A 22,071-nucleotide genomic window follows, 5' to 3' on the forward strand; every position below is an offset into this window, starting at 1 on the left:
CTCCCATCCCGCCCGCGCATCGCCTCCGCCCGACCGCGCCCTGCGCGTTTTGTCCCTCCCGCGCGCAGGATCGGTTGTGCTACACTTCGAGGTCATCCTTATCCGAACATGAGCAGCGAAAAGGGGACGCGCATGACGTCTTCGGCACCTGATTTCCCCGCGGCGGCTGACGAAGCGGCAGCATCGCCAGCCAGCCTTGCCGCCGGCCTGCACGTTGCCGAATCCGATCGAAAGTCTTGGCTGGACATAGCCTTCGTCCGCGCAGGGGGCATGTTCAGCGCGCCCACGCTCATGGTCGGCGCTGCTTTGGGCATGGGGCTGGCGCTTCCGGGGGCCGCCCTTGCCACGTTGGCCGGTTTCGGATTCATTGTGGCGTACATGTGCTTTGTCAGCATGCAGGCCGCTGATCTGGGGTTGCCCACCGCATCCTTGGCGGCGCCGGCACTCGGGCGCGCGGGCGCCCGTTATCTGGTGTCCCTCATCGTGGGCGTGGTGACCATCGGTTGGTTCGGCGTGCAGACGGCGGTGTGCGGAGCGTCGCTCTCCCTTATGCTGGCCGACGTCTTCTCCATTCAGGCTCCGGTGTGGGCTTGCTCGGTTGCCCTGGGCGCCCTCATGCTGATTACGGCCGTCATCGGGTTCAACGGTCTGAAGTGGTTGAGTTCGATCGCTGCGCCGCTGCTGGTGCTTATCTGCCTGTACGGCGTGGGCGCTTCCATTGCGCGCGCGGGAAGTTTGGAGCCGCTTTTGGGGTACGTGCCGTTGCCGGTCGATGCCATCGGCTTCATCGCCGGCGTTAACATGGCCGTGGGGCTGTTCGCGTTCGCGGGAGCCACGGCTGGCGACTTCGCCCGATTCGCTCGCACGCGCAAGGACGCCGTGCTCTCGTGCGTGGTGGGCGTGATCCCGGCCGCGCTCGTGGCGTTGGTGGCGGGCGCTTCGCTGGCTATCGTCACGGGCGAGTCCGATATCGCCGTCATCATGAATTCGGTGGGTCTTCCGGCAGTGGGCCTGGTGGCGCTCGTGCTGTCGGCGTGGACGGTGAACGCGGGCAACGTGTACTCGGCGGGGTTGGGCTTCGCCGTCATGATGGGCCGTGACGAAGACGGGTCCAAATGGACCACGGCCGTGTCCGGCGTGCTGGGCATCGTGTTGGCGGTGGGCGGCATCCTGGGGCAGTTCGAGGCGTTCCTCACGGTGCTTTCCGCATGCGGCCCGGCTCTTGCGGGCGTGATGATTGCCGATTACTGGCTGGTGCGCAAAGGCCGTCCTGAAAACGTGCGCGTGCGCGATGGGTTCTCGCTGCCGGGTCTGGCCGGGCTTGCGGCCGGTATCGCGGTGGGCGTGGTGACGGGCGGCACGTTCGCCCTTGTTCCCGGATTGGAATTCTTGGACATGCCGTTCTTTATCGGTCCGGTGAACGGCATCGTCGTATCTATGGTGGTTTACGTTGTCGTCTACAAGTTGGCGAAACTGCCTGCGTTCCCAGGTACAATTCAGCTTATCGCAAATCGAGAATAGAGGAAGGGCGAAGGCGTGCGGCTCATTGACGTGGAGGACATCGGCGACATCGCGCTGGGCTCGGCGCTTTTGGGCGCGGGCGGCGGAGGCGATCCGTATATGGGGTCCCTGGAGACTACCGCCGCGTTGCGGGAATGCGGTCCGGTGCGCCTGCTGGACGCTGACGAGGTGCCCGATGACTGGACGGTGGCGTCCATCGGCAGCGTGGGCGCGCCTTCGGTGGTGCTCGAGAAGGGCGTCAACGGCCAGGAGTACGCTCGTGCGCTCGACCTGCTGCAACGCAGGCTGGGCCGCGCCATCGACGCGTTCGTGCTGGCCGAGGCCGGTGGTTTGAACTCGCTGGTTCCCATTGCCGCGGCGGCTCGCGTGGGGATACCGGTGGTCAACGTGGACGGCATGGGCCGCGCGTTTCCCGGCTTGCAGCAGGATACGTACTGCATGGCCGGCGTGCCCACCACGCCCATGGCGTTCGTGGACGAAAAGGGCAACCGCGCCCTCATCGAGACCATCGACAACGATTGGACGGAGGCTATCGGGCGCGCCGTGACCACCGCATGCGGCGGGTCGCTCGTAAACCTGGGCGCTTCCATGTCGGGCGCGAAGATGAAGGAATGCGCCGTTCGTGGGACGGTTGACCTGGCGCAGCGTTTGGGTCGGATTATTCGCACGGCGAAAGACGCGCGCGCATGCACGCCGCTCGCGTATTTTCTGCGGGAGTCGGCTGCGCGCCTGTTCTTATGTGCGAAGATCGTCGATGTGCTGCGCGAGACGCGCGACGGCTACAACTTCGGTCGTGCGGTGCTCGAGGGCGTGGGCGAGGACCGCGGTCGGTCGGGAGCCGTAGTGTTTCAGAACGAGAACCTGTACGCCGAGGTGAACGGGCACGTTGTCATGAGCGTTCCCGATCTGGTGTGCCTGGTGGATGCCGACACCTTCGCTCCGGTGACTACCGAAGCCCTCAAGTACGGCAAGCGCGTTTTGCTGGTAGGGCTGCCGTGCGATGCGGCATGGCGCACGCCTCAGGGCGTAGCGCTGGGCGGCCCTGCGTTCTTCGGCTTCGACATGCCTTACGTTCCGGTTGAGACAAGCTATGCATCGTTCAAAGGAGAGACAACGTGCGAGAACTAGGAATCCAAGAGATCGAGGACATCGCTTTAGGTGCGGCGCTGCTGGGCGCCGGCGGAGGCGGCGACCCCTACATCGGCAAGCTCACGGCCATCGGCGCCATAAAGGAATGCGGGCCGGTGCAGATGATCGGCATCGACGAAGTGCCGGATGGCGCCCTCATCATGCCGGCGGCGTCCATGGGCGCGCCCACCATCCTGGCCGAGAAAGGCGTCGGCGCCAACGAGTTCGCCAAGCTGTTCGACATGGTGTCGCGTTACTACGGCAAGCCTATCTACGCCACCATGCCCATCGAGGCGGGCGGCGTGAACTCCATGCTGCCCATCGCCGCCGCTGCGCGCCTGGGCATTCCCATGGTGGACGTGGACGGCATGGGCCGCGCGTTTCCGGAGCTGCAAATGGTCACGTTCACCATCGGCGGCGCGTCGGCTACGCCCATGGCGTTCATCGACGAGAAGGGCAACTCGGGTATTCTAGACACCATCACGAACAAATGGACGGAAGATATCGCCCGTGCGGCCACGATGACCTGCGGCGGCACGCTGACCATCGCATTGTTCTGCATGGATACGGAAACGTGCAGGGAATACGGCGTGCACGGAATCGTCACGCGCTCCGAGGAGCTGGGTCGCGCCATCCGTTTGGCGAAGAGCGAAGCGTCGGCGGCTGGTTTGACGCCCGAGGAGTTCTTCTTGAAGTTCACGGGCGGCCATAAGCTGTTCAAGGGCAAGATCTCCGATGTCCTGCGCGAGACGCGCGGCGCGTTCAACTTCGGCAAAGTGGTGCTTGAGGGCATTGGGGAGGATCGCGGCAGCCAGGCTTACGTTGAGTTTCAGAACGAGAACCTGAGCTGCGTGGTTGACGGGGAGATTTTGGCCACCACCCCCGACCTTATCTGCCTGGTGGATCCCGATACCTTCACGCCGGTTCCCACCGACGCGCTCAAGTACGGAAAGCGCGTGATGGCGCTGGGCTTGGAGTGCTTCGACATGTGGCGCACGCCGGCCGGCATCGATCTGGTGGGGCCGCGCTACTTCGGCCTGGACACCGACTATATTCCCGTTGAAGAGCGCTGCATGCGGAAGGGAGCGTAAGGCTATGTACAAGTTGGGAATCGACGTGGGCGGCACGAACACCGACGCCGTGCTGATCGACGAGGATCTAAACGTTGTTGCCGCAGTGAAAAACCCCACGTCAGGGGATATTTACAACGGAATCATGGGAGCGGTGGACGCCGTTTTGGCCGACAGCGGCGTCGATCGCGCGCAAATCGGGCAGGCGATGCTCGGCACCACGCAGTGCACGAACGCCATCGTGGAGCGCAAGGGCCTGGCGCCTATCGCCATCCTGCGCATCGGCGCGCCCGCTTCGGTGGGCATCCCTCCCATGGTGGACTGGGCGCAGGACATCGCCGCCGTCAGCGTTGACGCCGCCATCATCGAGGGCGGCTTCGAGTACGACGGCAAGCGTCTGGCCGAATTCGACGAAGCGGCATGCCGTGCGTTTTTCGAGGGCGTGCGCGGGCGCGTGGAGGCCGTGGCCATCTCATGCGTGTTCTCCACGGTGCGAAACGACGACGAGCTGCATGCCGCCGAGATCGCGACCGAGGTCCTGGGAGAGGACGTGCATGTGTCCATTTCCAGCGAGATAGGCTCGATGGGCCTGATCGAGCGCGAGAACGCCACTATTTTGAACGCGGCGCTCTACGACGTGGCCCGGCGGTTCACCGAGGGCTTCGCGGCCAGCCTTGCCGACAAGGGCGTGGTGAACGCGGAGGTGTACCTGTCTCAGAACGACGGTACGCTCATGACCATGGAGCACGCGCGCCGCTATCCTATTCTGACTATTGCATGCGGCCCTACGAACTCCATCCGCGGAGCCAGCTACCTGTCGCGAAGGTCCGACGCGATCGTCATCGACGTGGGCGGCACCACCACTGACCTGGGCGTGCTTTCGCATGGGTTTCCGCGCGAAAGCGGCGTGGCCGTGACCATCGGCGGCGTGCGCACCAACTTCCGCATGCCCGACGTGGTGTCCATCGGCTTGGGCGGCGGCTCCATCGTGCGCGTTGCCGACGACGGCAGCGTGACGGTCGGCCCGGATTCGGTGGGCTATCAGATTGCCGAGCGCGCGCTCGTGTTCGGCGGCGACGTCATGACCGCTACCGACATCGCCGTGCGCTTGGGCATGGCCGAGGTGGGGGACGCCGCATTGGCGGCCGCTATCCCGCAGGACGTGGCCGAGCGCGCGCTCGATGCCATGCGCGAGATGGTGGAGGAAGCCATCGACGTGATGAAGGTGTCGAGCGACGACATCGACGTGGTGCTGGTTGGCGGCGGCTCCATCGTGCTGCCGCGCGATCTGGCGGGGACGGCCCAGGTGCTCACGCCCGAGCATGCCGGGTGCGCGAACGCCATCGGCTCGGCCATCTCGAAGGTGAGCGGCGTGTACGAAGCGTTGGTCGACTACGACGCGACGCCGCGCGAAGAGGCGCTGGAGCATGCGCGCGCCGCTGCATGCGAAGCGGCCGTGGAAGCGGGCGCGGTGCGCGAAACGGTCGAGGTCATCGATGCCGAAGACGTGCCCTTGGCATACTATCCCGGCCACACGAACCGCGTGAAGGTGAAGGCTGCGGGAGACTTGGCGTAGGCGAAACGGACGCTTTCAGTTTCTGCTGCCCGAGGCGGAGACGATGCGATGTTCAAGGACGCCCTGACGAACTGGTCGGGGCGTCCTTGTTTTCCGGGGCTTGCGTGCGAATGAGACGAAGGGACGGGGTCAATGACTCATTTTCTGGCCTGCGGCCGAAAATGAGTCATTGACCCCGTCCCTTCGTCTCATTGCGTTCAGATTGCGGTGCTTGAAGAGCATCTTTTGAATCGTGGTATCATACATGCGCAGGATGCTTTCGAGAAGCGGAGTTTAGCCCTTTGTTTGAATCATTGCGCATAAACGAGAAATCTGGCGTGCCCGTATGGGTGCAGATTCGAAACAACTTGATTTTTCTTATCAAGAGCGAGCAGATCAAGCCCGGAGACGTGCTGCCGACCGTGCGCGAGCTTGCAACGCAGCTGGGCGTGAACTACAACACCATTCACAAGGTGTACCAGGATCTTGAAGCGGACGATCTCATCTGTTCGAGCCGCGGCAAGCGGTCGTTTGTCGCCGATGTTGACAAAGACGTGCTGAAGCTGCCCGAATCTCCTGTTGATCTTGTTATCGACGAGTTGGTGCGAGTTGCCAGGGAGAGCAACGTTTCGGAGGGGGACGTGCTGGTTCGGGTCAAGGAGCGTTTTTCAGAGTAATCGATCAAAGAGGGGGATGACGTGGGGAAGAGGTCGTTTTTCAGCGAGCCCGAGGAGCGGGACCGTTCGAGCGTTTCGACCGAGGTCGATGATGGTTTCCAGGATACGGCCACAAGCCGGTGGGGCGCCACGATGCTGCGTTGGGTGCTGGTGCTGTTCGTGGTGTCCGCGTTCGCGCTTGTCGCATGGCTTACATCCTCGGTTGCGATCTTGATAGCGGGCGTGCTGGCCGGCGTCGTTCTGTTCAGCTGCGCGCACGTTGTGCTGGAGTGGGAGCGCGCGGTGGTCATGCGCTTCGGCAGGTTCAACCGCGTGGCGGGGCCAGGCCTTATCCTTATGATTCCCTTTGTCGAATATGCCTCGGCCGTCATAGATTTGCGCATGCGCTCAACGTCGTTCAAGGCCGAGCGGGTTCTCACATCCGACCTCGTCCCGGTCAATGTCGACGCCGTCCTATTCTGGATGGTGTGGGACGCGGGCAAGGCGTGTTCCGAGATACGCAACTTCGAGCGCCTCGTGTTCTGGGTTGCCCAAACAACCTTGCGCGACGTTATCGGGGGCATGAACATCGCCCAGATGGGCATGAGGCGCGCTCAGATGGACAAGGAGATAGCCGACATCCTAGAGCGGAAGACAAGCGAGTGGGGCATTACGGTGGTGTCCGTCGAGATAAGCGACATCAAGATTCCCGAAGAGCTGCAAGAGGCTATGTCCGCCGAGGCTCGCGCCGAGCGCGAATACAATGCGCGCGTCATCCTGGCCGAGGTGGAAAAGGAGATATCCGAGATGTTCGTCGATGCCGCGCGCGCGTACAAAGAGGAAGATGCGGCGCTGCAGTTGCGTGCGATGAGCTTCGTGTCGGACAGCGTGAGGGAAAAGGGCGGCCTCGTGGTGATACCCAGCGCCCTGTCGGAGGCGTTCGAGGGGCTTGAGAGCATCGCTCGAAAGGGGTAGGCCGCGCCAGTTCGCGCGGTGTTCTGACCAACTAAAACGTTGACCGGGCTTTTCGTGCGAAGGGCCCGGTTTTTTCATGGCTTCCAACGGGGCGGAGCGACGTTGTCTTCGAAAAAGAATCATAGCTCTATAAGACAAGTATCACATATTTGTATGATTTATGATAGGATACAGCTTGGAGGTTAAGCGACGAAGGGGCCAAGCTCTTGGAGCAACCGGGACGAGCGGGGCTTCGGGATGCGAGAGGTCCTTTCGCAGTAAAGGGAGAGAAAGGAAGGGGAATGAGAAAGAAGTTCGTGTGGATGACCGCAGTGCTTCTGGCAGGGTCGTTCCTTGCCGTTGGCTGTGCTCAGCAGAATCCGGCCGGGGAGTCCGACGCCTCGGCCGAGCCTCAATATGCCAACAGCATCGAGGAGGCCGAGGCTGTTCTTGCCAAGGAGAACGAGCGGTGGCAGGAGATCAACAAGGAGTACGCTCCTGAGATACGCACGCTGGAAGACGGCACCAAGGTCCAGCGCACCCCGTCCGAGTACCAGTGCTATCACTGGAACCGTCCCTACGAAAAGGGAACGTCGTACAACAACTATTTCCTGGACGCCGACAATCGCGGCTGCGGTGCGTGCCATGAGGACCTTGGCGACGCGTTGTCCAATATGGAATACGCCCATCCCACCGTATGGAACGATGCGCTGGGCAGCAAGCTCACTGTCGACCAGTGCATGCTGTGCCACAGCGACGACGACGGCTACGAGATGGGCACCGTCATGCACGCCGTTCACTATGGCGAGCGCAACGGCACGAACTTCGAGGACCGCGGCGGAAAATGCATCAGCTGCCATAACATCACCGAGAACGGCAACGGCGCCGAGCTTTGGGACGAGGTCAAGTACGACCACCTTGACGGCATCGTCAAGGTGAAGGACGTCCAAGGCGAATTCAAGTTCGACCAGGATACGACCACCGCGCCCGAGGATATGTTCACGTACGATTGGATTCACTCCAACTACGATCACTTGATCCATATCATGGGCAAGAACGTCCTTGATGCGGAACTGCCGCAGGACTTCGTGGACAATTGGGAAGTCACTATAAACGGCCTGGTGAACAAGCCGTATACCGCTAAGCTCGCCGACCTCATCGCCGAGGCCGAGCGCGCCGGCGTGACGGTCACGAAGCTTTCCAAGATCCACTGCGTGGACAACATGCCTGGCGGCGGCGGCATCTCCAACGTCGAGATCACGGGCATTCCGTTGAACTGGCTGATCGAGAAGGGCGGCGGAGCAAGCAAGGATATCACCGGCGTGCTGTTCGACCGTCGCGAGTTCCGCACCAATGGCGAAATGACGCACAGCAACCGCGGCGTGCCGGAGGCGAGCTTCGATAACGTGTACCTGGTGTACGAAATCGGCGGCAAGCGACTCGATCCCAGCCAGGGCAGCCCGTGCATCAACTGGGTGGAGGGCTGCGATGCCCAGTCGTTCGTGAAGCAGTGCATGGGCTACACCTTGACCGATGAGGAGAAGCCTTGGTCCGACTGGATGATGAACGGCTTCAACACGTATGGCGAGGGCCCGTACATCAACAAGCCCAATGCCACCGTTCTCAAGGTTCCCGAGGGCATGATCATCGAAACCGGCAAGCCGTTCACGTTCGAAGGCTATGCGGATGCGTACGACGAGGCGGTCACCAAGCTTGAGTTCTCCATGGACAACGGCAAGACGTGGACGGCCTACGATCTGGGCCAGACCGATCCTCGACAGTGGGTGTACTGGCATTACACCTGGACTCCCGAAACCGATGGCAGCTACGTGCTGACGGTGCGCGGCACCACCGAAACGGGCCTGGTGAGCGTCAACAACCAAAAGGTCATGGTTACCGCTAAGAGCAATGTGGAGGGATAACATGAAGCATTCTATTGGGACGAAGGTGCTGGGTTGCACGATGGGCGCCAGCATCGCGCTGGGCGGCATAAGCGCGCTCGGTCCTGGGGCGGCGATTGCGGCAGAGGATCTCAACCCGGTTCAGGTGATGCAGCGCAACGCGGTCGATTACATCAAGGTTGCCAACGTGTCTGGCAGCTTCTCGTTCTGCCAGGATACGCTCACGCCGTCCGACGAGGTGTTCAACCTGTTCGGCACGGCTGCCACCAGCATGTGCGCGAAGCCGGGCTACGCATTCGACGCGGTGAGCCATGAAAGCTACTACGTCAATATCGGCGGCAAGGTGGAAAAGGTGTACACCATGGGCCTCGACGAAATCGAGCGCATGGAGGCGGAGACGGAGAAAATGCGCTGCACCTGCAGCATGAGCCCCGCCCTTGCCATGGCAAGCGTCAAGGGCGTCAAGGTGTCCGACATGCTGTCCTTGGTGGACGTCGACCCGCAGGTCAACACCATCACGTTCAAGGACAAGGAGGGCTATGGCCTGCCGATGCCCCTTTCGTACGTGACGGAAAAGGAAGCGCTGCTGGTGTACCAGATCGGCGACAAGAAGCTTTCCGAAGGCGAGCGCTTGCAGGTTTGGATCCCCGATACCGTGGCCAAGTATTTCACGCGCGCGGTCACCGATATCGAGTTGTCGGTATCTGACGAGGTTCCCGAGGTCAAGGGTCCGGATGCGGAATACCGCGCCAAGGTGAACGTGCTCAGCACGGTGCAAGATACGTTCAGGGTTGGCGATATGATCACATTCGAGGGCTATGCCGACGATTGCGGAACCCAGATCAAGGCCGTCGAGTTTTCTTTGGACGGCGGGCAGACGTGGAGCTCGTTCGACACGTCTTCCGCCAATACCGAGGATTGGGTGCACTGGCATTTCGACTACGTGACCGAAGAGCCGGGCGCGTTCAAGCTTGATGTCCGGGCGGTTGCCGAAGACGGCGTCGTTTCTCCCCTTGCTTCCAGTGTCGTGTTCAACGTTGTGGAATAAGCGAGCCGCGTTGCTCTGACATCGAGAGGGGGTATGTGAACATGAGTGAAAACATGAACGTAACGCGTCGAACGTTGCTGCAGGCGTCGGCGGCAGGCGCTTGCACGCTTGCGCTCGGGGGCATCGCCGCTTCCGGAGCGCAAGCGCATGCGCAGGAAACCGCCCAGGTGCCTGACGGTGCGGGCGTCCAGTACGGGTTCCTGGTTGGCCTTTCGAGGTGCTCTGGCTGCGGGCGTTGCGTCGAAGCGTGCAGGAAGCATAACAAGCTTTCGGAGGACACCCCCGATAGGCGGAGCGTTTCTTCTTACAGGCGCTCGAGGGGCCGGGAGTTCTTCGTATCCACTTCGTGCATGCATTGCGCTGAGCCAAGCTGCATGAGCGTGTGCCCGGCTGGCGCCATCTCCAAGGATTCCAGCGGCGTGGTGCGCGTTGACGCCGGCTTGTGCATCGGCTGCAAATACTGCTACCAGGCGTGCCCGTACGAAGTTCCCCGGTACAATTCCGTCTCCATGGACAAATGCGATTGTTGTTTGGGGTCCGGAGTGCCGCTTGACGAGGATCCGTACTGCGTGCGCGCCTGCAAATTCGGGGCTTTGCGCTTCGGGCCCTTGCAGGAGCTGATGGACTCCACGAACGGCTCCGCGGTTCCCATTGCTCAAGCAAACGATCCGTCTTGCCTGTTGCTCGGAACGGAGAAATAAGCATGGAACTGCAAACGATATGGGGCTGGCAGCCCGCACTGTACTTGTTTCTGGGAGGCATGGGCGCTGGCGCGTTCATCATGGCGGCGGTGCTCTACCTGATCGATCAGGAACGTCATGCGAAGATCGTCTGCGCGTCCATGTGGGCATCGGCCATATGCTTGGGCGTGGGCTTGCTTCTGCTGCTGTCGGAGCTCACGCAGCCGGTGCGCGGACTCATGATGTGGCAGAGCTTCAGCCATTTCACGTCTTGGATGACGTACGGCGCCTGGGGCGCGTTCGGCGCCATCGCCGTGTTCGGCCTGTCGGCGGTTCTGGCCGTCGGCGAAGTGGGGAGGCGGCTTTCGCGCAACGCGAAGCAGGCCAGGCTGCTCGTTCGCGCGAGGAAGGTTCTGGCCGTTGTCGGCATCGCGCTTGGTTTGTTCGTGGCGGTGTACACGGGCATGCTGCTCATGATGGCTCCGGGCGTGCCGCTGTGGAACACGCCGCTGCTGCCGTGCTTGTTCGCGGTGTCGGGCGTCGATACGGGCGTTGCGCTGGTCGAGGTGGTTGCGGTGGCGCTGGCTAAGAAGGACCAGTTGGCTTCTCGCGCCTCTATGCTGATGGAGGCCATCGTGGTGGCTCTGGTGACGTTGGAGTGCATCGTGCTCGGCGTGCTCTTGCTGCCTTTGCTAGGGGGAGAGGGGTCGGCGACAGCTGCAACGGCCGCCCAATCTGCCCAGCTGCTCGCCACGGGCTCTCTTGCCCCGCTTTTCTGGGGTTTGGTGGTCGGCTGCGGTCTTGCGTTGCCGCTGGTCGTGTCGCTGATGGGGCTTCTGAAGCACAAGGGCGGAGCGAATGGCCTGATGGCGCTCGGCGCTGCCGGGGCTCTTGTGGGCGGATGCGTGCTGCGCTTCTTGATCCTGGCCGCTGGTATTCATGCCGACGTGGTGGGCGAGACCGTCATGAAAATGATCGGCTGATAGAAACGGCCCACCTGTGGAATTCGGCGCTTCGAGAGTCCCTCGAAGCGCCGAATGAGACGAAGGGACGGGGTCAATGACTCATTTTCTGGCCTGCGGCCAAAATGAGTCATTGACCCCGTCCCTTCGTCTCATTCATGCGGTGTGTCGCCGCTTGCCGCTTGCCGCGTCGCGCCGAAAGAGGGGCTTCCCCTTTCTTCTATCTGTGCTATACTCTGCTCCAGCACTTTAGTGCAGTAAAGTAGAAAAGTGGCAGGCCGCATACCGGGGAAGGGGCGGATCCTGCGCGACATGATGGGAGAGGCAATGAAGAAGAAGCTTTTGGCGGTTGTCGCTGTTGCGGCAACGCTGGCGCTTTCGGCGGTGATGCTGGCGGGTTGTTCCGGCGGCGATCAGAAGGCCGACAGCGCGGCGAAAGACGGCCAGTTCACGCTGACGGTCGGTTTCGATCAGAGCTACCCGCCCTACGGGTACGTGGGCGACGACGGCCAGTTCACGGGTTTCGACCTGGAGCTTGCCAAGGCCGTGGCTGAAAAGATGGGTTGGAACCTCAAGCTTGAGCCCATCGACTGGGACGCCAAGGACGCGCTCATCAACAGCGGTTCCATCAACTGCATCTGGAACGGTTTTACCATGGAGGGTCGTGAAGACGGTTACACGTTTTCCGAGCCGTACATGTACAATGAGCAGATGGTGGTCGTGAAGTCCGGAAGCGACATCAAGACGCTTGAGGACTTGAAGGGCAAGATCGTTCTGACGCAGGTTGATTCTGCGGCGCTGCACGTGCTTGAGGATGAGAAGGGCCGGAAGGCTCTTGCCGATACCTTCAAGGAGCTTCAGACCATCGGCGACTACAACAACGCGTTCATGCAGCTTGAGTCCGGCATGGTGGATGCCGTGGCGTGCGACCTGTCCATCGCCAGCTACCAGATGGCCGCCAAGTCCGATGCGTACGTCAAGCTGGGCGTCTTGGCTCCCGAGAACTACGCGGTGGGCTTCAAGAAGGGCGATACGGAGCTTGCCAAGCAGGTCACCGATGCGTTGAAGCAGCTGGACGAGGAAGGCTTCGTCAAGCAGCTGTGCGAGAAGTACAAGGATCAGGGCATCACGTACGACAACTGGGTGCTGTAAGACTTCAGGCGGCCGACCGGCCGCCTGAACCGCTTGACGCTGCGAAGCGCTGACGCACCCCGCTTTGCCCCTTATTCGCTTGCCCTCACGTGCGAAGCACGCTCGGCCGCGAATCGGGGCAATTCGGGGCACGTCAGCGCTTCTCGCTGACTTTGCTGGACCTGCGACGTTTCAAGAAAGGCCGGGTATGGAATTCGCCACCATGATGGAGCTTTTGCTTTCGGGCTTCGTGTTCACCCTTCAGATCTTCGTGACCACGCTTTTGGGGGCGCTTCCCTTGGGCATCTTGGTGGCGCTCGGCCGCATGAGCCGGTTCAAGCCGATCGCGCTTGTCACGCGGTTCTACATATCGGTCATGCGCGGCACCCCGCTCATGCTGCAGCTCATGGCCCTCATGTTCGGCCCCTATTACCTGCTCGGCCTGCAGATGGGCAACGACTGGAAGTACGTCGCCTGCTCCATCGGATTCATCGTCAACTACGCAGCCTACTTCGGCGAGATCTACCGCAGCGGCATCCAGTCCATTCCGCAGGGCCAATACGAGGCGGCCTCGGTTCTGGGCTATTCGCGTCTCCAAACCTTCACGAAGATCGTCCTTCCCCAGGTGGTCAAGCGTATTCTTCCGGCTATGGGCAACGAGGTCATCACGCTGGTCAAGGACACGTCGCTCGCGTTCGTTCTGGGCATCGCGGAGATGTTCAGCCAGGCGAAGGCGCTGGCGGCGTCTCAGATCAGCATGGTTCCGTACGTGATCGCAGGTGCGATCTACTGGATATTCAACTTCATTGTGGAGATGATCCTGACCCGCATCGAGAAGCGTCTCAACTACTACCGCGACTGATCCGCCCCGTTGTTTCGACCTGCAAAAAGGAGGAGAGCCATGACCGAACAGACGCTTGTGCAGCTGGATCACGCTCGTAAGAGCTTCGGCGACACGCACGTGCTCAAAGACATATCCCTGACGGTGCGCAAAGGCGAAGTGGTTGCCGTCATCGGCCCGTCCGGCGGTGGCAAGTCCACGCTTCTGCGCTGTTTGACGCTGTTGGAGACGCTTGACGCCGGACGTCTTGCGTATGGCGATCTGGTCGTGGCCGACGATGATGGGGCGGGCCGTGCGAAGTATGCGTCGAAAACGGTCCTGCGCGAGGCGAAGGCCCGTTTCGGCCTGGTGTTCCAGAACTTCAACCTGTTCCCGCATTACACGGTGATGAAGAACCTGACCGACGCCCCCCTGCATGTGCAGAAGCGTCCCAAAGACCAGGTGATGGCCGAAGCGAAGGCTCTGCTGGCCAAGATGGGGCTGACCGGCAAGGAGGACATGGTTCCGTGCGAGCTTTCCGGAGGCCAGCAGCAGCGCGTGGCCATTGCCCGCGCGCTGTCCCTCGATCCCGATGTGCTGTTCTTCGACGAGCCTACCAGCGCGCTCGATCCCGAGCTGACCCAGGACGTGCTCAAGGTCATTCGCGACTTGGCCGATGAGCGCATGACCATGGTTATCGTCACGCATGAAATGAGCTTCGCGCGCGACGTGGCGGACCGCATCGTGTTCATGGACGGCGGCGTGATCGTGGAAGAGGGCCCGGCAGCCCAGCTGATCGAGAACCCGCAGCACCAGCGCACGCGCGCGTTCCTTTCGAAGTACGAATAAAGCGCCGTCGCACGCCGTTCGCCGACGGACGGGGCCGGGATGCGGGAGCAGCGCCGCATCCCGGCCCTTTCTCGTTCGGCCGCTATCTTGCTTGGATTGCTATACTGGTCCGGTTGCATATGAGAGGAGGCGGAGCATGGCTATCGATAAGGCGCAAAGGTTCTTGGCCGAGCGCGGCATGGAGGACCGCGTGCTCGAGTTCCAGACTTCCAGCGCGACGGTTGACCTTGCGGCTGCCGCGTTGGGCTGCGAGCCGGCGCGCATTGCGAAGACCCTTTCGTTTCACGTGGGGGATCGCGTGGTGCTGGTGGTGGCCGCCGGCGATGCGCGCATCGACAACCCCAAGTTCAAGGCGTGTTTCAGCGGCAAGCCGAAAATGCTCAAAGCCGAAGAGGCCGAGCCTTTGATCGGACACGGCGTGGGCGGCGTGTGCCCGTTCGCCGTCAACGAAGGCGTGGAGGTGTACTTGGACGAATCGCTGCGCCGTTTCGACATCGTCTACCCCGCAGCGGGAAATGCTGCGAGCGCCGTTCGCTTGAGCCCTGACGAGTTGGAGGCATGCGCTGCCCCGTGCGCGTGGGTCGATGTGTGCAAGCTGCCTCAGGCGTCCGATGAGTAGGGCGGTGCCGCTCGAAGGGTCGTCGAGCGGCCTTTTGGAGCAAGGGGCGTCGCCCGTCACCTTCTACGTGGTGCGGCATGGGCAGACCTTGTTCAACGTGATGGGCAAGGTGCAGGGTTGGTGCGATACCCCGCTCACCGAAGAGGGCGTTCGCGCTGCTCAAGCGCTGGGGCGCGGTTTGGCGAACTGGGATTTCACGGCTGCGTACTCAAGCGATAGCGGGCGCGCCGTGCAGACGCTCGATCATCTGCTGGACGCGCGGGCGCACGCGCGCGGCGAAGCCTACGTTGCCCCCGAGCCGTTTTTGCACCTGAGCGATGACGAGGCGTCCCGCTCCGGCGTTTCGTTTCCTTTGGCGCACGATGCCCGTCTGCGCGAATGGTGCTACGGCGACTTGGAGGGCGAGCCGGGCGAGCTTCTGCATGCCGCGTTGACGGCCGGCTTCGGAGCCGAGCTTTCCTTCGAGGAGCATAACCGCCGCCTGCCCGAGGTGGCCGACGTTCTGGCAAGCGTCGACCGATCGGGCCGCGCCGAGCGTTTCGAGACGATAGAGCGGCGGCTTCGCAGCTTCTTTTGCGAGGCCGCCGCAGCGGCGCAGCGCGTCGGCGGGGGCAACGTGTTGGTGGTGACGCATTCGTTCATCGTGAGGACCATCGTGTACCTGGTCGATCCGCTGCGCGTCAACGATCCCGTGAAGATTCCCAATGCCAGCGTAACGGAGCTTGCATTCGACGGCTCGACGTTCTCGCTCGGGCGCATCGGATCCACGTCGTGGCAGGAGCGTGACCGCTAGAAGCCTGCGTTAGCATTCGACGGCGGGCGCAGCCTCCGGGGACGCTTCTTCGCCGGAAGCCGCGCTCTCTTCGTCCAGACGGCGCATCGGTTTTGCCAGCAGAGCCATCGCAGTGATGAGGCCCCAGCATGCTATGAGGATCAACGCCGCCGTTTTTTCTCCCAACACGCTCACCGCAACGGACGTGGCGAACACGGCTACGGGCGCGGTGACCAACATGATGGAGTTCTGGGTTCCGAACGCGCTGCCGCGCGAAGCGTCGGGGATGCGGTCGTACATGAAGAATCCCAGCAGCGCTGATGCGGGACCCGCCGCAACGCCCAGCACGAGGGCACCGAGCAGCATGAGGGGGAACGGCGGCAGCGTTCCTAGAATCGCCACGCCCGCCGCCATGCCGACGAGCGACGTCACGTACCACGCGCGCTTGCTCAAGCGGGGTGCAAGCGCCGCGTACGCAAGCGAGCTTGCCAGCATGCCGCCGGAAAGCGCCGACAGCACGTAGCCCAAAAGCTCAGGCTGGCCCGTGAGCGTGAAGTGCACGGGAAGCACCAAGCCTTGGAACGATCCCAGAACCATGACGATGCCGAACGAGAACAGGGTGGAGCAGGCGAGCACGCGGTCGCTGCGAAGCAGCACGCGCAGGCCTTCCTGCAGCGCGCCGAATGCGGCTGCCGCGATGCCTTGGGCGGGACTCGGGCTTGCAGCGTCGGGTGACTCGCTTGCGGCGGTTTCGGGAATCCCGATAACGCGCGGCAAGGTCATGGTGACGATGGCTGCCGCAGCGGAGAGCGCCGCCGTGAACCAGAGGGCGGAGGTTCCGCCAACCGTGCCGATCAGCAGCGCGGCGACCGCCGGGCCCACGATGGTGGTGAGCGAGTCCAAAGACTGCGACATGCCCATGAATCGTTGCAGGTCAACGCCGTCGCGCTTGGTCACGGCGGGCAGCAGGGCGTCGCGCGCGGTCATGCCCGGGATGTCGCCGACGGCTCCCATAAGGCCCAGGACCACGAACCACCAGAAGTTCAAGCCCCAGATCATATCGACGATGGGGATGAGCGCAACGCTGACGGCGGATATCAAGTCCGAGAGAATGGAAATGTTTCTCCGGTTGAATCGGTCGAGCGCGGCTCCGCCCAAAACGCCCAGCATCATCTGCGGAACGGCGCAGATCAGCGCCAAGGCGCCGGCGGCAAGGGCGTCTTTGGTGGTTGCGAGCAGGATGAGGGGGAGCGCGATGCTCGCGATGGAGTTGCCAAGAAGCGAAAGCGCGCTTGATACGAGGAAGCGGATCGTGGTGTCTTTGCCGTGCATGGTAGTCCTTTCTGCGTCGGTGGTCTACCGAGCAGTAAAAACTACGACGTAACGTCTGGGTCAAGCGCTGCTTCCCGTTTTCCCAGAATTTTCTTTTCCAGTTCTTCTTCGAGTCGGTCCTGTGCGTAGATCTGGGCTTTGCTCAGCCCCTGTCGCGCTACTTCGTCCAAGAACAGTTCCGCTTGGGTATCGAAGTCCCTGCTCCAATTGGCGGGGTCGAAGGCGTCGATGATGGGATCCAGGTGCTCCATGGCTTCGGACACCAGCACGTCGATCTCTTTGTACGATGCTTCGGGCGACAGATCGTCGAACCGGGCCTGTATCGCGCGCAGCCTGTCCAAAAGCCCATGCTCGTCCAATGCGGCAACCACGCGCTCCAATTCGGCCGTGTCTTCATCGGTGTACAAGTGCCCTGCAATAAGAAGCGCTTGGCGCTCGTCCGCGCGGACGGGGGCGGTTTCGAGCGCATTGCCCATGAGCGTTTTCGCCGCACGCGCGAAGCGTACCGGCAGGTCGGGATCAAGGCGCTCGCGCTTCAGCAGCGCGATGGTGCGCCGCTGCTCCTGCAAGCGCGCTATTTCCAGCTCCAGCTCGCGATCGAGCTCGTCAAGGGCCGCATCGGCGTTCGGTCCGGAGGCTTCCTCAAGGTTCGCATCCATTTCGTCGAGAACCTCTCCTATGCGGGAGAGAGGAAAGCCCAGAGCCGAAAGGCGCTTGATGCGCAACAGGCGCACAAGGCCCTCCGCCCCGTATTCTCGGTACCCGTTTTCCGCGCGAGGAGGCTCCGGCAGAAGCCCGATGGCGTGATAATGCCTCAGCGTGCGCACCGTCACGCCTGCAAGCTCGGCTATTTCCTTGCTGCGCACGGCAGGGCCCCTATACGGCGGTCTGCGGGTTGCGGACCATGCAGCGTTCGACCAGCGTGAAGCCCGGCGCCGTTTTGCGCTCGACGGTGACGAAACCGTAATGGCCGTAGATCTGCTCCAGGCGATCGGTGTAGCAGTCCAGATACGTGCGCAGGTTGCGGGCGTCGGCGTAAGCCAGGAAGGGCTTGATCAGGCGACCGAATGCGCCGCTGCCGCGACGCTCGGGATCAACGCCGATGGACACGAAGTAGATGAAGTCCTCGTCGCGCGCGGCATGCGCGAAGGGCCAGCTTGTGTCGGACAGGGGCTCCATGGCTTCAGCCTGCGGCAGCAGCGCAGCCCGCTCTTCAGGCGTCAGGCATGCTTCCACTCGATTCCAGGATCGCTCCTCCAGTTCCTCCCATGCGGCATCGCCCAGATCGCTGCGCAGAAAGGCGTTCGCCGCGGCGGCATGGTCGGGCAGCGCGTATACGCAGTCGAAGGGGGCGGTGACGGCGAAGTCCGATCTGATCACTTCTTGCGTGATGGCAAGCTTGCGCTCTTCGCTCGCGTCAAGTGCATCCAGGCAGGTGACGTACCACATTTCTTCGCGGAAACAGGCGCCCAGCATGCAGGCGAGCTGTTCAAGCAAATCAGATTGTTCAGGTTTGACGGTTACAAGACCGGGCAGGTTCATCGCAGTTCCTCGTCTTCTGAGGCTTTCCCTTGCGCGCGCACTTCATGCAATGGAAAGCCTCGCTTGTTTTTTGAGACAAGGTCGATTCTCGCACGGCGCCGCAAACTTGTCGAGTGCGGCGCCGTGCGCGGAAATGCTTACGCTTGAGCGCTTGCCCTTTTGGTTACGAAGCGATCGAACATGGCAAGCATGCCGGGAAGGACAACCAAGATCAGCGTGATGGCACATAAGAATCCTTCTGAAAGGGCGAAGCAGAGTTGTCCCATCATGGGGTCGGGATATACCGCTCCAATGATTGCGGTCATCAATATCATGATGACACCCGATGTTGCGATGGTATGGATTGACCCATTGTACGAAGCGATCAACGCATCCTTAATGCCTAGCGTTTTGCGCTTTTCGCGATAGTAGGTGGTTAACAAAATGCCGTAGTCGATGGTTGCGCCCATAAGAATGCACTGAAGAACAAGCAGCGCTAGGTAATATACGCCGCCACCCTGCAGCGTCAAAATGGAAAACACCAGGAAAATGCCGCATTGCACAATGGAAACCAAAATGGCAGGAATAACCAGCGAACGAAACGTTATGGCAACCACCAAGAAAATCACGAACGCAGTAAGCAGCGTGATAAACAGCATCTCGTTCGAGAAGCTGTTTATCACTTCGTATCCCATGACCGATGAACCCATAAGGTAGTAGTTGCCGCTTGCGCGCTGATCCAAGTCGGCCGTAAGCTCTTCCAGAAACGCAGTGGTTTCGGCAGATTCAATGGGCAGGGCGGTATTGATGAGCATCAGGGAATGGTCGCTTCCCTTTAGTTGCGCTGCGGCTTCGTCGATATCGTGCTGCAAGGATTGAATGTCCGCGCGCAATCCATCATCGAAGAATGCTTGGAAGCGCGGGTCGTTTACCATGTTTTCCGAAAGATGGCGAAGCAGTTGCTCTATGCTCAGCGTCCAAGCGGGGTCGCTGTGCTGCGTGCTTGCGTGGTACAGGTACAGAAGCTCCAGCTCGGTTTGGTCCATGGGCTGTCCCGCATCGGCCATTAAGAGGGAAAGCTGTTCGGGGGTATAGGGGGTTTCAGACGCTATGGCGTCTACCAGCGTTTTTGCAGCTTGGATATCGGTTGTGCCCAAGCCCGTTCGATCTGCAAGCGAGGGGCTCGAGGCTAATGTATCCGCCAAGAAATGGACGGTATCTTGAACGGACAGCTGCCAGCTGCTGGTATCGCCGTACGTGCTGACGTAGAGCAAATACAGCCCGTTTACTTGGCTTGCGTCCATGCCGACAAGGCTGGCTAGCTGCTGGGGCGAATATGCTGCGCCCGCAACCGATCCATTAATAAGATTCTGCGCAATCGTCAGCTGGCTTAAGCTGCCGGCATCGAGCATGCCTTGGAATCGAGAGCTGTTGTCAACCAAGAAATTCACGACTGCCTGCATGGACAAAGCCCAAGATGACGTGTCGCCATGAAGCGCGGTGTAGTACGTGCACAGCATTTTTGCAGAGGCCGCGTCCATTCCGAAAAGGTTTGCAAGTTCGCTATAGGTGAATGCCGTGCCCATGCTCGAGGCTGTTGTAATGGTGCGCACGAATTCTAGCTGCTGCAGTGCGGCCGGGTCTAGCTGCGAAGTGAGACCGCCGTTTTCGGCATCACCCGCCAGCAGGAAGTTGACTAGTTGCTCAAGCGAAAGGGTTAGGGGTTCGGCGGCGTTGTTCGCACGTACGGCAGGCGCGAGCTGTGTCGGCAGCTCTGGCGTTGGGTTGCCATCCGGCATCTGCGACATGCTGTAGTACACCTGCATAATTTGCTCGACCATAGAAGTATCCATGCCCAGCGTGGCAGCCAGTTCTGCACTGGTCATCTGCTTGTTGGTGAATTCCGGGTTGGTCAACTGCGCAAGCATGCGAAGCTGAGCCTGCGCGGCTTCATCCAGGTACCCTGAAAATGCAGGTTGAGCGGCTACGTCGTTGGCAAGGAATCGAGCGAAGGCGGAAACCGTGGCGCTTGCGGGCTCGAAGTCGGGGGCCTGAGCGTAATAATAGGTGAACAAAAGCTGAACCGTTTGCGCGTCCACGCCTAAAAGGCTGGCGATTTCGGCAGAACCGCGCGGTGCGATCATGGCGTTTGCATCGGTAAAGGTGCAAAGCATGTCTAGTTGTGAAGCGGCGTTTTGATCAAGCATGCCTGCGTAGGTTGGGTCGGTCGCGACGTTGTTCGCCGCAAAGTTTGCGAAGACGGGCAACGTGAGGGCAGGAACATCAACACCGCCCATAGTGGTGAAGTACATCACCATCAGCTTCTTGACATCTTCAACGCCCATGTCGAAAAACTGTGCCAAATCTTCTGCTTTCATTGGCTGCGTAAGCGTGCTTGCATCCGAGAACTTTTCCAGTTGCCCGAGCTTTGCGCGCATGTCTTCGTCTATTTGGCCGGCGAAAGCTTCGTTGTTTGCAATGTCGGATGATACAAAGGTGAAAAACGCCCCTACGGGAATAGGATGAAGTTCCCCGTTGGCAAGCTTGTCGTAGTACAAAAGGTTGATAAGGGCGGGGTCGAAATCCATGGCGGCGCTTAGTGCCATGTCAGAGCCCTGCTTGGACATGTCTTGCAGATTATCGGTCATTTGGCTTGCGGTTAGGGGTTTTCCTAGGGTAGAAGCAAAGCTTGTTACGCTAGAAACATGAGGATTGTTTTCTAGCTGTTTGGTGATTGCGCCCATGTTTTGTTCGTCGTCGTTGTCGTACAGCACGATAACGGGATTGGCGGGTGCGAACACTTCGGCAATAGGATCTTCTTTAGGCATGGAAGTCACGATATTCATGTGCCCTTGCACTATGTAGGCGCCGACGAACAAAACTGCAAACAGCACTACGGTAACGTGGCGTGCGCGATAGCTGAACGCGCCAATTCTATCCATGTTCAAGCGCGGTGTTTTCTTGGCGGTTTTGGTGATGAGGGCATCGAACATAAGAATAAGCCCGGGCAATACCGTAAAGGTGCAAACCATGCTCAAAAGCACGCCCTTAGCCAATACAAACCCAAGGTCAGCGCCAATTTTAAGGCTAAGGAACACCATGGCGAGCAAGCCTAAGACGGTGGTGGTCGAACTGCTGGCAATGGACGAAAACGCGTTTCTCCAAGCGCGCTTCATGGCGTTGGTTTTGTTGGGCTCGCAAGCACGCTCTTGTCGGTAGCGGTTCATCAGGATGATGGCGTAGTCCATGGAAAGGATAAGCTGCAATATGGCGGCAATCGATGCGGTGATTACCGATACGCTGCCGAAAACAATATTGGTCCCCATGTTCGCGAGCACGGCAAATCCTGTGGATGTAAGAAACAGGAAAGGCTCAAGCCATGATCCCGACATGCTTAGCAAGACAACAAGAAGAATGGCAAGAGCTGACCTGTATCGTTTTTTCGGACACGAGGTTAAGAGATTTTTGAACCTAAATCTAGTAATCTCATACCTACCGAAAAAGGAGTGCAGTGATGACGAATTCACGAACGAAGTACACCGAAGAATACCG

At 60.7% G+C, this 22,071-nt stretch carries 20 protein-coding genes; 16 read left to right on the top strand and 4 right to left on the bottom strand.

Annotation, left to right across the window (positions count from 1 at the left end):
• Positions 1-132 precede the first annotated feature (132 nt).
• From DMP08_RS11735 to DMP08_RS11805, 15 genes are all read left to right on the top strand, one after another.
• Entirely contained in the window at positions 133-1,521 is a 1,389-nt protein-coding gene (locus DMP08_RS11735; protein ID WP_123193067.1) for a cytosine permease, read from the top strand.
• Positions 1,522-1,536: 15 nt separating this feature from the next.
• A complete protein-coding gene (locus DMP08_RS11740) occupies positions 1,537-2,649 on the top strand; it encodes a DUF917 domain-containing protein (protein ID WP_123193068.1) in 1,113 nt (370 codons plus the stop codon).
• Complete coding sequence (locus DMP08_RS11745; protein WP_123193069.1) at positions 2,637-3,740, top strand: DUF917 domain-containing protein; 1,104 nt, start codon at positions 2,637-2,639, stop codon at positions 3,738-3,740. The genes DMP08_RS11740 and DMP08_RS11745 overlap by 13 nt, the downstream gene beginning before the upstream one ends.
• A 4-nt stretch (positions 3,741-3,744) precedes the next feature.
• A complete protein-coding gene (locus DMP08_RS11750) occupies positions 3,745-5,295 on the top strand; it encodes a hydantoinase/oxoprolinase family protein (RefSeq protein WP_123193070.1) in 1,551 nt (516 codons plus the stop codon).
• A gap of 281 nt (positions 5,296-5,576) precedes the next feature.
• Positions 5,577-5,951, top strand: a complete 375-nt coding sequence (locus tag DMP08_RS11755; protein WP_123193071.1) for a GntR family transcriptional regulator — start codon at positions 5,577-5,579, stop codon at positions 5,949-5,951.
• A 21-nt stretch (positions 5,952-5,972) separates the two neighbouring features.
• On the top strand, positions 5,973-6,905 hold the full coding sequence (locus tag DMP08_RS11760) for a slipin family protein (protein ID WP_244596972.1): 933 nt from the start codon (positions 5,973-5,975) through the stop codon (positions 6,903-6,905).
• A gap of 281 nt (positions 6,906-7,186) precedes the next feature.
• On the top strand, positions 7,187-8,806 hold the full coding sequence (locus DMP08_RS11765; protein WP_123193072.1) for a molybdopterin-dependent oxidoreductase: 1,620 nt from the start codon (positions 7,187-7,189) through the stop codon (positions 8,804-8,806).
• Between the two features lies 1 nt (position 8,807).
• Positions 8,808-9,833, top strand: a complete 1,026-nt coding sequence (locus tag DMP08_RS11770) for a molybdopterin-dependent oxidoreductase (RefSeq protein ID WP_123193073.1) — start codon at positions 8,808-8,810, stop codon at positions 9,831-9,833.
• Positions 9,834-9,874: 41 nt separating this feature from the next.
• Entirely contained in the window at positions 9,875-10,534 is a 660-nt protein-coding gene (locus DMP08_RS11775) for a 4Fe-4S dicluster domain-containing protein (protein WP_123193074.1), read from the top strand.
• Positions 10,535-10,536: 2 nt separating this feature from the next.
• Positions 10,537-11,496 (top strand): NrfD/PsrC family molybdoenzyme membrane anchor subunit, encoded by a 960-nt coding sequence (nrfD, locus tag DMP08_RS11780; RefSeq protein WP_123193075.1) that lies wholly within the window; start codon positions 10,537-10,539, stop codon positions 11,494-11,496.
• Between the two features lie 306 nt (positions 11,497-11,802).
• The gene (locus DMP08_RS11785) at positions 11,803-12,627 is read left to right on the top strand and encodes a transporter substrate-binding domain-containing protein (protein WP_123193085.1); all 825 of its coding nucleotides are present in this window, start codon (positions 11,803-11,805) and stop codon (positions 12,625-12,627) included.
• A gap of 187 nt (positions 12,628-12,814) precedes the next feature.
• Complete coding sequence (locus DMP08_RS11790) at positions 12,815-13,468, top strand: amino acid ABC transporter permease (RefSeq protein ID WP_123193076.1); 654 nt, start codon at positions 12,815-12,817, stop codon at positions 13,466-13,468.
• Positions 13,469-13,507: 39 nt separating this feature from the next.
• On the top strand, positions 13,508-14,275 hold the full coding sequence (locus DMP08_RS11795) for an amino acid ABC transporter ATP-binding protein (protein ID WP_123193077.1): 768 nt from the start codon (positions 13,508-13,510) through the stop codon (positions 14,273-14,275).
• Positions 14,276-14,411: 136 nt separating this feature from the next.
• Complete coding sequence (locus DMP08_RS11800; RefSeq protein ID WP_123193078.1) at positions 14,412-14,894, top strand: YbaK/EbsC family protein; 483 nt, start codon at positions 14,412-14,414, stop codon at positions 14,892-14,894.
• Positions 14,887-15,687: a histidine phosphatase family protein gene (locus DMP08_RS11805; protein WP_123193079.1), complete on the top strand. Its 801-nt coding sequence runs from the start codon at positions 14,887-14,889 to the stop codon at positions 15,685-15,687. Before DMP08_RS11800 ends, DMP08_RS11805 begins: the two co-directional genes overlap by 8 nt.
• A gap of 9 nt (positions 15,688-15,696) precedes the next feature.
• Here the strand turns inward: DMP08_RS11805 and DMP08_RS11810 are convergent, their stop codons facing one another.
• The 4 genes from DMP08_RS11810 to DMP08_RS11825 all read right to left on the bottom strand — a co-directional run bounded on the left by DMP08_RS11810 (position 15,697) and on the right by DMP08_RS11825 (position 21,884).
• Positions 15,697-16,998, bottom strand: coding sequence for an MFS transporter (locus DMP08_RS11810; protein WP_123193080.1), 1,302 nt, complete (start codon positions 16,996-16,998; stop codon positions 15,697-15,699).
• A 41-nt stretch (positions 16,999-17,039) separates the two neighbouring features.
• Entirely contained in the window at positions 17,040-17,864 is an 825-nt protein-coding gene (locus DMP08_RS11815; protein WP_123193081.1) for a MerR family transcriptional regulator, read from the bottom strand.
• Between the two features lie 10 nt (positions 17,865-17,874).
• Positions 17,875-18,540, bottom strand: coding sequence for a GNAT family N-acetyltransferase (locus DMP08_RS11820; RefSeq protein WP_123193082.1), 666 nt, complete (start codon positions 18,538-18,540; stop codon positions 17,875-17,877).
• Positions 18,541-18,677: 137 nt separating this feature from the next.
• Complete coding sequence (locus DMP08_RS11825; RefSeq protein ID WP_244596973.1) at positions 18,678-21,884, bottom strand: MMPL family transporter; 3,207 nt, start codon at positions 21,882-21,884, stop codon at positions 18,678-18,680.
• Here DMP08_RS11825 and DMP08_RS12675 point away from each other — a divergent pair.
• Positions 21,787-22,071, top strand: a 285-nt coding sequence (locus tag DMP08_RS12675; RefSeq protein ID WP_244596974.1) for a hypothetical protein, incomplete at its 3' end; no start/stop codon positions are given. The genes DMP08_RS11825 and DMP08_RS12675 overlap by 98 nt on opposite strands.

Origin of the sequence: Paraeggerthella hongkongensis (assembly GCF_003726035.1) — a bacterium.
GTDB lineage: Bacteria > Actinomycetota > Coriobacteriia > Coriobacteriales > Eggerthellaceae > Paraeggerthella > Paraeggerthella hongkongensis.